Below are 13640 nucleotides of genomic sequence, written 5' to 3'. Positions count from 1 at the left end.
TCAAAGTTCCTGCGCTGCCTCAACGCCCAGTAGCGCAAGACCGTTACGAATTACCTGCCCGATTTGTTCGGCGAGGAAAAGGCGGGCTGCGGTCATTGCGGAGTCTTGTGCCACAATGAAGCGCTTCTCGGGCCGGTCGTTGCCGAGGTTGTAGTAGGAGTGGAAGGCCGAGGCGAGATCGTGGAGGAAGAAGGCGATGCGATGCGGCTCGCGCGCGACGGCAGCGGCTTCGACCGTGCGCGGGAACTGAGCGGCGAGCTTGACCAGAGCCAGTTCTTCCTCGCCCAGCAACGAGAGGTTTTCTCCTGACGGGGCAAAGCCTTCGTCGGCACCCTTGCGAATGTTCCGGCAGATGCGCGCGTGGGCATACTGCACGTAAAACACCGGGTTGTCCTTGCTGGCTTCGACGACCTTGTCGAAATCGAAGTCCATCTGCGCGTCGGGCTTGCGAGTTAGCATGGTGAAACGCACCACGTCCTTGCCGACCATGTCGACGACATCGGCCAAGGTGACGAAGTTGCCGGAGCGCTTCGACATCTTGAAGGGCTGGCCACCCTTCATCAGCTGCACCATCTGGACGAGCTTGACCTCGAACGGCTTTGCAACGCCACCCTCGGCGCTGGTCAGCGCGGCGACCGCAGCCTTGATCCGCTTGACCGTGCCGGCGTGGTCAGCACCCCAGATGTCGACGAGGGCATCGGCGGTCTGCGCCTTCTGGAAGTGATAGGCGAGGTCGGCCCCGAAATAGGTCCATGCGCCGTTCGACTTCTTGATCGGGCGGTCCTGATCGTCGCCGAACTTGGTCGAGCGGAACAGCGGCAGTTCGACCGGCTCCCAGTCCTCGAGCGTCTTGCCCTTGGGCGCTTCGAGAATGCCGTCGTAGACGAGATCGTGGGCGCGCAGCCATTGTTCGGCAGCGTCCACCTTGCCCGAAGCCTGAAGCTCCGCTTCGGATGAGAAAAGGTCGTGGTGGATGCCGAGCGTGGCGAGATCGGCGCGGATCATGTCCATCATCGCCGCCACGGCGCGGGTGCGGAACAGGATCAGCCAGTCAGCCTCGGGGGCGCCGACGTACTTGTCACCAAACTCCTCGGCCAGCGCCTTGCCCACGGGGACGAGATAGTCGCCGGGGTAGAGGCCTTCGGGGATCTCGATGCTCTCACCCAGTGCCTCGCGGTAGCGCATGTGGACCGAGCGGGCGAGGACATCGACCTGCGCGCCGGCGTCGTTGACGTAATACTCCTTGGTGACCTTGTGTCCGCTGAACACGAGCAGGTCCGCCAGCGCATCGCCGACCACGGCGCCACGGCAGTGACCCATGTGCATCGGGCCGGTGGGGTTGGCCGAGACGTATTCGACGTTGACGACCTTGCCGCCGCCCATGGTCGAGCGGCCATAATCGCCGCCCGCCGCCGCGATCAGCGCAAGTTCGCCGCGCCATGCATCGTCGGTCAGCCGCAGGTTGATGAAGCCGGGTCCGGCGATCTCGGCGGAGACGACGCGCGGCTCCTTCTCGAGTTCGGCAACGAGCGCCGTGGCCAGTGCGCGCGGGTTGGTACCGGCGGGCTTGGCCAAGACCATCGCAGCGTTGGTGGCCAGATCGCCGTGGGAAGGATCGCGCGGCGGCTCGCACGTCACCGCGCCTCGGTTCAAACCGGCAGGGAGCGTCCCTGCGGCTTCGAGCGCGGTCAGCGCGGTGTCGATTACCGAGGCGAAGTCGGCGTGGAGGTTGATCCGGGCGTCAGTCATGCGCGGGCGGTTAGCCCAATCGCACGACTAACGGAAGGGTGCTTACTTGCGGACGTTGTACTGGAGCTGAGCGTCGGTCAGCTGGAAGCCGACGAGCAGTTCGAAGTTGGCCTTGGCGATAGCGGCCTTCACGTCGGGCTGCGACAGCGGGTCGACAGCGGCGTCCTCGTCCCCTGCGCGGCGCTTGCGCGAGATGCGCTTAACGATCTCTTCGGGCAGCGAAGCTTCGGCCTTGTCGACATCGGCGCCCGCCTGGGCGTGGCCGGTGGCACGGTCCTGACCGTCGGCGAAATCGATCACGACCTTGCCGACGCGCTTGGCGACGACGACGTTGCCACCGCGCACGACGGTGGAGAAGTAGGGCAGTTCGACGCGGCGCGCACCGGACTTGGTGGCGCGGCGGGCGAGTACGTCGAAGCTGGCGACCGAATGCAGCCTGGCACCATCGGCGCACTGGGCGCGCAAGTTGGTGATCGTGGCTTCGATGTCGATAGCGTCCGAATCGGTCCGCAACGGCGAAGTGAACACAGTAATGTCGCCGGTGTAGTCAGGAATGCCGACGCGCGGGCAGGGATCGCGCAGGGCGGTGACGCCGACCGCATCGTCCACCACCAGTTCGCCCTTCTTGCCGCCGCAGGCCGTGAGCCCGAGCGCGGCCACGAGCGGTGCGCCCAGAATTGCGATACGGCGGGCACTTGCGTTCATGGGCACTCGATCCTCGATTTCGGCAACAACGCGCCGCCGGAGCGGCAAGATTTCGGCCACCTCTACCCACCGCAGCCGCTTTCGGCAATGGCGGTAGGGCGCGCTTGCTGCTAAGGGCCGCAGGATGAACGCCAGCTTGCCAGATGTCGCTGCCGAAACGGCTCCGTTACGCCTCCTCATCGCCGCGCCGCGCGGCTTCTGTGCCGGGGTCGACCGGGCGATCGAGATCGTCGAGCGGGCGCTGCAGCGCTATGGCGCGCCGGTCTATGTGCGGCACGAGATCGTGCACAACCGCTTCGTGGTCGATGGGCTGAAGGCCAAGGGCGCGATCTTCGTGGAAGAGCTGGACCAGGTGCCCGATGGCGCGCCGGTGGTGTTTTCCGCGCATGGCGTGCCCAAGGTGGTGCCGCAGGATGCGACCGCGCGCGGACTCGACTGGCTGGACGCGACCTGCCCGCTTGTCTCGAAGGTGCATCGCCAGGCTGAGCGGCAGGTGGAGGCCGGACGGCACATCCTGTTCGTCGGCCACAAGGGCCATCCCGAGGTGGTCGGCACCATGGGCCAGGTGCCGGAAGGTTCGATCTCGCTGGTCGAGACGGTGGAGGACGTCGCCAAGCTGGCGTTCGCGGCTGACACGCCGCTGGCGTTCCTGACGCAGACGACGCTTTCGGTGGACGATACCGCCGAGATCGTCACGGCCCTGCGCGCCAAGTTCCCGCAGATCGTCGGGCCCAAGGCCGAGGACATCTGCTATGCCACCTCGAACCGGCAGGAAGCGGTCAAGGCGATTGCCGCCGAGTGCGACCTGCTGCTGGTGATCGGTGCGCCCAACAGTTCCAACTCGCTGCGCCTCGTTGAAGTGGCCGAACGCATGGGCACGCGCTCGCGCCTGATCCAGCGCGCGAACGAGATCGATCCCGCGTGGCTCGAAGGCGTGAACACGCTGGGGCTGACCGCCGGCGCCTCGGCGCCCGAAGTGCTGGTGCGCGAGGTCGTCGCCAAGGTCAGTGAGTTGCGGCCCATCTCGGAAGAGACGGTGACCACCGCCGAGGAAAAGATGGTGTTCAAGCTGCCGCGCCAGCTGCTCGACTAAGGCGCACGACACATGGCGGTCTATACCCAGATCGGCGCGGAAGAGATGGCCGCGCTTGTCAACGAATTCGACGTGGGCGAACTGGTTTCGGCCAAGGGCATTGCCGAGGGCGTGTCCAATTCCAACTGGCTGCTGGAGACGACGGGACGGGATGGGAGCGGCGCGCGCTTCATCCTGACGATGTACGAATTCCGCATCGAGCTGGAGGACTTGCCCTACTTCCTCTCGCTGCTCGATCATCTCGCCGCCAAGGGCTGCCCGGTGCCGCGCACGATCCATGATCGCGAGGGCGCGCTGTTCCGCAGGCGGGGCGAGAAGGCGCTGGCGTTGATCGAATTCCTTCCGGGCGTTTCGGTCAGCGAGCCGACCGTGGGGCAGGCGCGCGCGGTGGGTGCGGCGCTGGCGCAGATGCATGCAGCTTCGGCGGACTTTGCCGGCTCGCGCGCCAACGGCATGGGGCTGGCGGAATGGCAGCGGCTGTTCGACGAATGCGGACCGGATAGCCTCGCCTCGATCGATCCGGAGCTGGCCGGGCTGGTGGCCGAACAAATGCCGAAGATCGCGGCGGGCTGGCCGAAAGGACTGCCGCGCGCGGTGATCCATGCCGACCTGTTCCCCGACAACGTGCTGATGCTGGGCGACCGGGTCACCGGCCTGATCGACTTCTACTTCGCCTGCAACGACCTGATGGCCTACGACGTCGCGGTGACGCACGCGGCGTGGTGCTTCGATGCGACGGGGCGGAACTTCAGCGCGGAGCTCTCGCAGGCGCTGCTGGAAGGGTACGAGTCGGTGCGGCCGCTTTCGGCGGAAGAGCGCGCCGCCCTGCCCCTGCTGGCGCAGGGTGCGGCGATGCGCTTCACCTCGAGCCGCGCCTATGACTGGCTGAACACGCCCGCCGATGCGCTGGTGGTGCGCAAGGACCCGATGGCCTTTGCCCGGCGGCTGCAGTTCTATGCGGCAAATCCTGAGGTGTTCGCGTGAAGCACGTCGAGATCTTCACCGACGGCGCTTGCAAGGGCAATCCGGGCAAGGGCGGCTGGGGCGCGCTGCTGCGCATGGGCGAGCACGAGAAGGAAATGGCCGGCTCCGAAAAGGAGACGACCAACAACCGCATGGAACTGATGGGCGCGATCATGGCGCTGCAGGCGCTCAAGCAGCCTTGCCGCGTGACGCTCCACACCGACAGCAAGTACGTGCTCGACGGCATCACCAAGTGGGTGTTCGGCTGGCAGAAGAAGGGCTGGAAGACGGCCGACAACAAGCCGGTCAAGAACGAGGACCTGTGGCGCGCGCTGGTCGAGGCGGTGCGTCCGCACAAGGTCGAATGGGTCTGGGTCAAGGGCCACGACGGCCACCCCGAGAACGAGCGCGTGGACAAGCTGGCGAGCGACGCGGCGGTGGCGGCCTGAGGGGATTTCTCCCCCACACCCATCGCTCTGACCAACGTTATCGTGGGCCTGCCCCGGGATCCCGCTGCCTTCTGACACTTCGGGTGTGACGCGTTGCCCCGCGAGTATTGGTGCGGACGAGCTTCGGCGATCAGTCGACCGTCGTATCCACCACGTCGGCGTCCGGGCCGTTCTTCCTGACCGATTCAATCGCGTTCTTCGCGCCGGCCTTGCTCGAGTAGCCCTCGGTCCAGAAAATTGCTTCGCTGTTGTGGCAGAAGTAGGCGACGAACTCGCCGGCCTTGTTCTTGCGGATCTCGAAACGGTGCGCCATCGCGACTCTCCCAGTCGTTAACCCAGGTTAAGTGATACCACGGGAAATGCGCGAGGTGGCAGGCAAATCGTGCGGGCGGACTTGATTTTTGCGCGCCGATGGCAGATGCCCGCTCGCATAAAGTAGCGGGCCTTGATCCCGCCAGGCAAACGAGCGCCAAGGCGCGTCGGGGCCGTGGAATGGGAAATGGATCCTGTGTCTGCGGCGGCAAAATCGTCATTTGTCATCGGCCAGAACGCCGGAGTGCTCTCCGGCGCGGTTGCCCGCGCCTGCGCGGCACAGGTCCCTTTTCCGATCAAGCACGGACGCCGCTGCTCCTCCCACGGGGCAGCCAGGCCAGAAAGTGGAAGCCGACCATGAACGCCAAAGAGATCGCGATAAGCCTCGATCTGATCAATCGCCATTATCAGGAACCGAACCGCAACCGGTTCGAAAGCAAGTACTTCTGGGAGGAACTCTACCCGCTGATCGCCACGGCAGGGTTCGTCTCGATCGAGATTCCCTATGAGCCGGTGTGGCAGTTCGGCGGGCGCAGCGGCGTGCCGATGAACCGCTATTGCATCAATACCAAGTACGGCAGCGCGGCGGCCTATCGCGAGATGCTGGAGGGCAAGGGCATCACGCGCGTGACCGGCGTGACGTTCGATCCCAACCTGTTCATGCGCAACGACAACATCCACTTCTACTTCGGCGCGAGCGGCCACTTCGCCGGAGAGGCGCTGTCCCACGCGGCCGACCTTGGCGCGGACTACTTCGCGATCAGCCCCTCGCCCTATTACGGGCGCATCCGGCAGTATCACCCGGACATCGACGCGCAGATCGAGATGTTCACCGACCGCACGGTCGAACTGCTGAGCGGCCTTGCCGCCAAGGCCGAGGAACTGGGCGTGAAGCTCGTCCTGCGCAACGAATACTGGAGCCTGTTCGGGGGCGAGCGCGTGCTGGCGCTGCTGGCACGTTTGCCGGAGAGCGTGGCGCTCGATCTGGATAGCGCCAGCCTGACCGTGGCGGGGATCGATCCGGTGCAGTTCCTGACCGCGAACTTCGCCCGCATCGGCTGCGTCCACCTGACCGACACCAGCTTCGTCGACAGCGGCGAGGTGTGGAAGACGCCAAATCCCGAACACCCGCAGCCCCGGGCCACGCAAGTGTTCCGCGATCCCGGCACCGGATCGGTGGACTTTGCCGCCCTTGCCGCAACGCTCGACCAGCTGGGCTACTCCGGCCCCGTGGTGTGCAGCGCCCGCCAGACGCGCGATCCGTTCCGCGCCCTGCTGCGCACGCGCGCCCTGCTCAACCAGCTTCAGAATTAAGGCCGGAGGTCTCCGACATGCCCAACATCCAATACGCCAACATGAGCCACTGGAAGTCGATCCCCTACAAGCAGATCGATAACTTCCGCGACTTCTACTACGAGGACAAGACCAACAGCGCCTACTATTCCGACTGGGACAACATCCTGAAATACCAGTCGGCGCTGGGCTTCAACGGCATCGAGATCGCGCCGTGGGACATGGCCGACATCCTGCCGCTGTTCGGATCGCCCGAGAACTTCACCGCCTTTGCCAAGGATCGCGGCGTCGAAGTGATCGGCATGTTCCATGGCGCCCATGCCTCGCACGATGCCAGCCACTTCGACGAAGCGGTGCAGTCAGGCCGCGAGGCGGTGGACACCATCGTGCGCTTCGGCGGCACCTACATGAACACCTGCCCGACGCAGAACTGGTTCGGCTGTGGCCCGCTCAGCCGCGAGGAGGTGCAGAATTGCGCCAAGGTGATGAACGAGATCGGCCGCTATGCCACCGACAAGGGGGTGAAGATCGGCCTGCACAACGAGTTCTTCTGCGCGATCAACCTGCCCGAGCACCGCGAACTGATCGAATCGACCGACCCGCGCTACGTCCACTACTGCATCGACACCGCGCAGATCTCGATCATGGGCGAGGACCTGCTGACCTTCTACAACGACTACCACGACCGGATCAGCACGTTCCACCTCAAGGACACGGCCTCGTCCAGGCAGCCCGACAGCCTGCGCTATTCGCAGGACCCGGAAATCACCGACGACGGCACGCGCTGGTTCTGGGAGCCGGGGATGGGCACGCTCGACCTCAAGGGCCTCTATCGTCTGCTCAAGCAGCATGGGTTCAAGGGCTGGATGTCGATCGAGTACGACGGGTCGCCGGACCTGCTCGCCTCGATGGCGATGACCCGGTACTACCTCGATAACGAGCTGCGCCCGATCTACGACTGATCGGGCCGGAAGCGCGCCGGCGCATAGACGCCGGCGTCGATTTCCGCGGTCAGCCCGTCACGGGGCAGGCCGAGGAGGAGCTGGGCGGCGAGGCGTGCGGCGGCAGGGGCCGTCTGGATGCCGAAGCCGCCCTGCCCTGCAAACCAGAACAGGCCCTCGACCTCAGGATCGAAGCCGTAGACCGGGAGGCGGTCGGGCGAGAACGAGCGCAGGCCGGCCCAGCGCCGTTCCATGGCGGCGATCTTCCAGTCGACGACGTGTTCGAAGCGATCGATGGCGATGGCGACATCGAGTTCCTCGGGCGCGGCATCGCCGGCGACGTCGGGAATCTCGTCATGCGGCGAGAGCCACAGGCGCCCGCCTTGCGGCTTGAAGTAGAAGTCCTCGTTGATGCCGAGCGTCAGCGGCAGATCGTCGGCAGGCGCGGGATCGGTGCGCAGCTGAACGATGGTGCGGCGCAAGGGCTGGATGCCGAGCGGGCGGGCACCGGCAATTTCGGCAAGAGTGTCGGCCCAGGCGCCGGCGGCGTTGGCGATGATCGGCGCGCGCGCCTCGCCATCGGCCCAGGCAATGCGCCACTCGCCGCCCTCGCGCTCCAGCCGCTCGACCCGGGCGCGGACGCGCAGCACGGTGCCGGTGCGCTTCGAGGCGGCAAGGTAGTGCTGGTGCAGGCCGGCGACATCGATGTCGGCGCATTCCGGCTCCCACGCGCCGATGATCCATTCGGGCCTGAGGCCGGGCACGCGGGCTTCCAATGCAGCGCGGTCCTGCAGGTGAAGCGTGGCACCGAGCGCGGTGAACTTCTCGACGAAGGCCTCGACCTTGTCGCGGTCTGCCGCCTGGCCGATGTTGAGCGCGCCGCGCGGGGACAGGTAGCCGCCCTCGCGCAGGAAGCGGCCCGAGGCCATGGTCAGCGGGAAGACGCCGGGGCCGCCATAGGTCTCTTCCCAGAACGCGGCGGAGCGGCCGGTGGTGTGGTAGCCAGGCGTGTCCTCGGCCTCGACCAGCAGGACGCGGGCATGGGGGGCGCATTCGGCAGCGAGGCTGGCACCGGCCATCCCTGCGCCGATCACGGCGACGTCGAAGTTTCCGGCAAACAGGGTCACGCGGGGGTGACCTCCTCGGCGGGGGCCAGCCGATCAAGGAAATCGTCGATCGCGGCCATGACCTTGTCGCGCACAGGATCGGCCTCGCGCAGCAGTTCGTGGCGTGCCTCGCGGCCCCAGACCATGAGCTGGGCGCGCGGCAGGCGGCGGGCGGCCTGCTCGATCGCCTTCCAGCCGACCAGGCCATCGTGGCGCGCGGCCAGCAGGAGGACCGGCGTCTGCACCGATTCGAGCAAGCCGGGGGCATCGAGCACGAGCATCGAGGCATAGGCGCGTTCGACCCAGCGCCACGACCCCGGCCCCATGCCGAGGTACGGGCGCTGCCGCTTCCACTGCGCCTCGTCCTCGTAGCGCGCGTCATCGTGGGTGAGCAGGGTGTTGCGGGCCGCGGCGGTGGTGCCGGGCTTTTCGCTGATCTTCCAGGCAGGACGAGCAGGGTCGCCGAATCGGCACATCGCGGCTGCGACCTTGTGCAGCAGGCGATTCGGACCGGGGGTGAGAAAGCCGAGCATCGGCGCGCTCAGGACCACCGCGACAGGGTTAATGCGCTTCTCCGCAACCGCGCGCATGACGAGGTGCCCGCCCATCGAATGACCGATGATGACATGGGGTGCAGGGGTTTGCGAAACCCATTGCGACCAGAAGCTTGCGAGGTCATCGAGCCACAGATTGAAGTCCTCGACATGGCCGATGTCGGGGTGAGGCGAGAGCCTGCCGGAGCCTGCCTGCCCGCGCCAGTCGAGCGCGGTGACCCGCCAGCCCTCGCTGTGCCAATAATCGAGGGATTCCAGATACTTCTCGTAGAAATCGCCGCGTCCGGGGAGGAACAGGATCGAGCCGCGCGGGCTGTCGTGGGCGGGGTCTTCGGCCAGGCCCGGCCAGTCGATCCGGCGGATGGCGTGGCCATCCGGAGCGGTCCAGCTTCCCTCGATCGCATCGGCCGGAATCGCCCTGCGATCGATCCGCCTGGTGCTGTCGAACTCCATGCCTGCGACGCCTCCACCGACGCAATCGTGCGCCAAGGTTTGGTTACCGTTTGGTAAGTGATTGTCCCGTATGCCCCGAAGCATGCAGGGGAACACCATCGTTTACGGACTGGTCGGGGCATTGGCAATCGCGCTGCTGGTTGCCGCCTTCACCGATATCCGCCGCCGCCAGATCGACAACTGGCTGAACGCCGCCATCGCGCTGGCTGCGCCCGCCTACTGGTGGGCATCGGGCCTGTCGCTGTGGCCGGGCGTGGCCATGCAACTGGGCGTGGCGCTGCTGGCCTTCGTGGTGCTGGCAGGACTGTTCGCGCTCAAGCTGATGGGCGGAGGCGACGTCAAGCTGCTCGCCGCGCTGGCGCTTTGGCTGCCGCCGGTGAGCTTCCTCAAGCTGCTGGTGATCATGTCGCTGCTGGGCGGCGCGCTGACCATCGTGGTGGCGGCGTGGCACTATACCGTGACCCGTCGGCGCGACGCGAAGATCCCCTACGGCGTGGCGATTGCCACTGCCGGACTGATCATCCTCGCCCCGATGCTGGAGGCCGGCTGGCACTCCGTTACGGGCGCGTGAACGCAATATCACAAATTTTAACCATTTTGCCCGAGACATGCGGGCCTGACTTAAGAGGGCGGGACAAGTAGCATGGACAAGAGGAAGCTGATGTTGCTGGTGGGGGCGCTGATCGTGGCGATCGGCACGGCCTTCGCGGCAAGGAGCCTTTTCGCCGGCGCGTCCACGCCCCAGGCCGAAGCTGCGGCCAAGGTGCCGATGGGTCCGAAGGTGCTGGTGGCGCAGCGCGCCCTGCCCGTCGGCACGATCATCACCGCCGACGCGATCAACTTCCAGCCCTGGCCCAAGGACATGGTCCAGGACGCCTACTTCGTCGAAGGCGAGGCCGACATGCAGAAGCTGCTCGGCACCGTGGTGCGCAACCCGATGACCGCAGGCGAGCCGGTGACCAAGGGCAACCTTGTCGCTCCTGGCGACCGCGGCTTCCTGGCCGCCGCTCTCGGGCCGGGCATGCGCGCCGTGACCATTCCGGTCTCTGCCCGCACCGGCGTTGCCGGGTTCGTGTTCCCGGGCGACCACATCGACCTCGTCCTGACGCAGACCGTCAAGGGCAACGGCGATGCCGGCATGGCGCTCAAGGCATCGGAAACCTTCCTCAAGAACCTGCGCGTGCTGGCAACCGACCAGTCGACCGAACAGGAAATGGTCGAAGGCAAGACCCGCGTGCGCACCTTCAGCACCGTCACGCTCGAAGTGACGCCGAAGATCGCCGAGAAGATCGCGGTGGCGCAGACGGTCGGCACGATCAGCCTGTCGCTGCGCTCGCTGGCCGACAATTCAGCCGAGCTGGAGCAGGCGATCGCTTCGGGTGACGTCAAGATCCCGGCTGGCGCGACCAAGCAGCAGGAAGAAGCGCTGATCAAGCAGGCCATGGCCCGCCCGATCGAAAGCGCCAAGGCCAGCTACGTGACCGGTGGCGACGTATCGCGCTTCCAGCGCTCGACCGTGCCGGTCGCGACGGCGCCATCGGGTGGCTATGCCGCACCGTCCTCCGGCCCCGCGCCGCAGATGTCGGCGAACGGCCAGCCCGTCCGCACCGGTCCGATGGTCCGCGTGACCCGCGGCAAGGACACCGAAACCGTCTCGATCGGAGCCAAGTGATGCGCGCTCCCGACACCAGGACCATGCGACAGAACCCGCATTCGAAGGGCAGCACCATGAACCGCCGTCTCTCCACGCTTATCACGGCCGCGATGATCGCCGCCCCGCTGGCCCTGCTGCCCGCGACCGGCGCGCTCCACGCCCAAAGCCTGACCAGCCCGGCCCGTACCGTCACGATCTCGATCGGACGCGGCGAACTGGTCACGGTGCCTGGCCGCATGGCCGACGTCTTCGTTGCCGATGACAAGGTGGCGGACGTGCAGGTCAAGTCGACCAACCAGTTCTACGTGTTCGGCAAGGCCGGCGGCGAGACCACGGTCTATGCCAGCAACGCCAAGGGCGACGTGGTGTGGTCTGCCAACATCCGCGTCGGCAACAACATCGACTCGATCGACCAGATGCTGCACCTCGCCATGCCCGAGGCCCGCGTCAACGTCTCGACAATGAACAACACGGTGCTGCTGACCGGTTCGGTCGCCGCGCCCGAGGACGCTGCCGAGGCCGAGCGTCTGGTCAAGGCCTTCGTCGGCGACAAGACCAACGTGATCAGCCGCCTGAAGATGGCAACGCCGCTGCAGGTGAGCCTGCACGTGAAGTTTGCCGAGGTGAGCCGCACGCTGGTGCGCGACCTCGGCTTCAACCTGACGACGATCGACGGTTCGGGCGGCTTCAAGTTCGGCGTTGGTCAAGGCCGCGCGATCGGCACGACGTTCACCAACGACCCGCGCCTGCCGTTTGCGGTGGGTGGCGGGAACGTCAACGTGAGCGGCTATATCCCCGATCCGACCGGTGCCTCGGCCAATCTGGTCAAGAGCACCGGCACTGCGATTTCGGCTGCCGCTTCGGGCACGACGATTTCGGGCATGGGCAAGCTGCTCGGGCTGGACCTGCTGGGCGCGCTTGATGCCGGCGAGACGCTGGGCCTGGTGACCACGCTTTCGGAACCGAACCTGACCGCGCTTTCGGGCGAGACGGCCGACTTCCTTGCGGGCGGCGAATACCCGATCCCGGTATCGCAGGGCCTCGGCACCACCTCGATCGAATACAAGCGCTATGGCGTGAGCCTTGCCTACACCCCCACGGTCCTGGCCAACGGGCGCATCTCGATCCGCGTGCGGCCGGAAGTCTCGGAGCTTTCCAGCACCGGTGCGCTCAAGCTCGACAGCGTGGAAATCCCGGCGCTGACCGTGCGCCGCGCCGAAACCACGATCGAACTGGGCTCGGGCCAGTCGTTCATGATCGCCGGCCTGCTGCAGAACGGTTCGCAGAACGCCCTGACCAAGATGCCCGGCGTAGGCGACGTGCCGATCCTCGGCTCGCTGTTCCGCTCGACCCGCTATCGCAAGGGCGAGACCGAGCTGGTGATCGTGGTGACGCCTTATCTGGTCAACCCGGTCAACGCCAACGAGATCAAGCTGCCGACCGACGGCTTCCAGAGCCCCAACGACATCCAGCGCCTGCTCGGCAACATGGAGAACGACGGGGTGACCGGCGGCGATCGGCCCAAGCCGACGCAGAAGGAAGGCACGGTCCAGGCCGGGCCCAAGGTCGGCGAACTCGATCGGCCCAAGGGCGCGCCGCAATCGGCCGACCGCCGCAGCGACAAGAAGGTCGCCAGCGTCGAGCCCGGCTTCAGCATCCAGTGAGAGAGGGACAGCCCATGCGCATCAATCACACCCGCCCTGCCCTCCGACCGGCTTCGGCAGCGCTGCTGCTTTCGCTGGCCACGGTGCTTTCGGCCTGCTCGGTCAACGCGCCCGAGAACCGGATGCTCAATTCGGTCCACCAGCCGGTGGTCGAGCGTGACCGCTATGTCTTCGACGTCGAGACGCTGCCCGGCGGCGGCATCTCGATCCCTGAACAGCGCCGCCTCGCCGGATGGTTCGAAAGCCTCGGCCTGAAGTATGGCGACAAGATCGCCATCGACGATCCGCTGCAGTCCAAGGCGACGATTGCCTCGGTCGACGCGGTTGCCGGCCGCTGGGGCATGTTCGTCGACGGTCCGGCCCCGGTCACTCCCGGCTACGTGGCGGCTGGCGCTGCGCGCGTGGTGGTGATGCGGGCGACGGCTTCGGTTCCGGGATGCCCGGACTGGACCGCCAAGTCCGACTTCTCGATGAGCAACCGCACCACCTCGAACTTCGGCTGCGCGATCAACAGCAATCTGGCCGCGATGGTCGCCGACAAGGAGCACCTGGTCAAGGGCGCGGACGGCACCGGCGAGACCGTGGTGATGAGCGGGACCAAGGCGATAGACAGCTTCCGCACGGCACGGCCGACCGGTGAGCAAGGCCTGAAGAACAATGCGACGTCGAACGCTGCCGGCGGCGGCGGTGGAGGGAACTGACGA

Annotated in this window: 14 protein-coding genes; 9 read left to right on the top strand and 5 right to left on the bottom strand. The window is 66.3% G+C overall.

The features are described from left to right. Both argS and I2488_RS06730 read right to left on the bottom strand, forming a co-directional pair. Window positions 1-1749, bottom strand: a complete 1749-nt coding sequence (gene argS / locus I2488_RS06735; RefSeq protein WP_196275019.1) for an arginine--tRNA ligase — start codon at window positions 1747-1749, stop codon at window positions 1-3. A 42-nt stretch (window positions 1750-1791) separates the two neighbouring features. Then, the gene (locus tag I2488_RS06730; protein WP_196275018.1) at window positions 1792-2454 is read right to left on the bottom strand and encodes a hypothetical protein; all 663 of its coding nucleotides are present in this window, start codon (window positions 2452-2454) and stop codon (window positions 1792-1794) included. Between the two features lie 124 nt (window positions 2455-2578). On the opposite strand from I2488_RS06730, the gene ispH reads away from it, so the two are divergent. From ispH to rnhA, 3 genes are read left to right on the top strand one after another with little or no spacing between them, the layout of a single operon-like run. Continuing rightward, window positions 2579-3547 carry a 4-hydroxy-3-methylbut-2-enyl diphosphate reductase gene (gene ispH, locus I2488_RS06725; RefSeq protein WP_196275017.1) on the top strand — a complete coding sequence of 323 codons (969 nt, stop codon included), beginning with the start codon at window positions 2579-2581 and terminating at the stop codon, window positions 3545-3547. A 12-nt stretch (window positions 3548-3559) separates the two neighbouring features. Then, entirely contained in the window at window positions 3560-4531 is a 972-nt protein-coding gene (thrB, locus tag I2488_RS06720) for a homoserine kinase (protein WP_196275016.1), read from the top strand. After that, window positions 4528-4959, top strand: a complete 432-nt coding sequence (rnhA, locus tag I2488_RS06715) for a ribonuclease HI (RefSeq protein WP_039334207.1) — start codon at window positions 4528-4530, stop codon at window positions 4957-4959. Before thrB ends, rnhA begins: the two co-directional genes overlap by 4 nt. Before the next feature lie 130 nt (window positions 4960-5089). On the opposite strand, the gene I2488_RS06710 is transcribed toward rnhA, so the two are convergent. Then, window positions 5090-5272: a YegP family protein gene (locus tag I2488_RS06710; protein ID WP_196275015.1), complete on the bottom strand. Its 183-nt coding sequence runs from the start codon at window positions 5270-5272 to the stop codon at window positions 5090-5092. Window positions 5273-5628: 356 nt separating this feature from the next. On the opposite strand from I2488_RS06710, the gene I2488_RS06705 reads away from it, so the two are divergent. Together I2488_RS06705 and I2488_RS06700 are read left to right on the top strand one after the other, a co-directional pair. After that, on the top strand, window positions 5629-6585 hold the full coding sequence (locus I2488_RS06705) for a sugar phosphate isomerase/epimerase family protein (RefSeq protein WP_196275014.1): 957 nt from the start codon (window positions 5629-5631) through the stop codon (window positions 6583-6585). 17 nt (window positions 6586-6602) lie between these two features. Beyond that, complete coding sequence (locus tag I2488_RS06700) at window positions 6603-7526, top strand: sugar phosphate isomerase/epimerase family protein (protein ID WP_196275013.1); 924 nt, start codon at window positions 6603-6605, stop codon at window positions 7524-7526. Here the strand turns inward: I2488_RS06700 and I2488_RS06695 are convergent. Further along, entirely contained in the window at window positions 7517-8632 is a 1116-nt protein-coding gene (locus I2488_RS06695) for an FAD-dependent oxidoreductase (RefSeq protein WP_196275012.1), read from the bottom strand. The two genes, I2488_RS06700 and I2488_RS06695, sit on opposite strands and share 10 nt — an antisense overlap. Beyond that, window positions 8629-9618, bottom strand: a complete 990-nt coding sequence (locus I2488_RS06690) for an alpha/beta hydrolase (RefSeq protein ID WP_196275011.1) — start codon at window positions 9616-9618, stop codon at window positions 8629-8631. The genes I2488_RS06695 and I2488_RS06690 overlap by 4 nt, the downstream gene beginning before the upstream one ends. Before the next feature lie 82 nt (window positions 9619-9700). On the opposite strand from I2488_RS06690, the gene I2488_RS06685 reads away from it, so the two are divergent. From I2488_RS06685 to I2488_RS06670, 4 genes are all read left to right on the top strand, one after another. Continuing rightward, window positions 9701-10189 (top strand): A24 family peptidase, encoded by a 489-nt coding sequence (locus I2488_RS06685; RefSeq protein ID WP_246465521.1) that lies wholly within the window; start codon window positions 9701-9703, stop codon window positions 10187-10189. A 72-nt stretch (window positions 10190-10261) separates the two neighbouring features. Beyond that, the gene (gene cpaB / locus I2488_RS06680; RefSeq protein ID WP_196275009.1) at window positions 10262-11290 is read left to right on the top strand and encodes a Flp pilus assembly protein CpaB; all 1029 of its coding nucleotides are present in this window, start codon (window positions 10262-10264) and stop codon (window positions 11288-11290) included. Between the two features lie 56 nt (window positions 11291-11346). After that, the gene (locus I2488_RS06675; RefSeq protein WP_196275008.1) at window positions 11347-12936 is read left to right on the top strand and encodes a type II and III secretion system protein family protein; all 1590 of its coding nucleotides are present in this window, start codon (window positions 11347-11349) and stop codon (window positions 12934-12936) included. Between the two features lie 14 nt (window positions 12937-12950). Further along, a complete protein-coding gene (locus I2488_RS06670; RefSeq protein WP_196275007.1) occupies window positions 12951-13637 on the top strand; it encodes a CpaD family pilus assembly protein in 687 nt (228 codons plus the stop codon). Window positions 13638-13640 lie beyond the last annotated feature (3 nt).

Origin of the sequence: Novosphingobium jiangmenense (assembly GCF_015694345.1) — a bacterium.
Taxonomy (GTDB): Bacteria; Pseudomonadota; Alphaproteobacteria; order Sphingomonadales; family Sphingomonadaceae; genus Novosphingobium; species Novosphingobium jiangmenense.
Note: the sequence above shows the minus strand (reverse complement) of the source record. Positions and strands in the feature narration are given on the sequence as shown.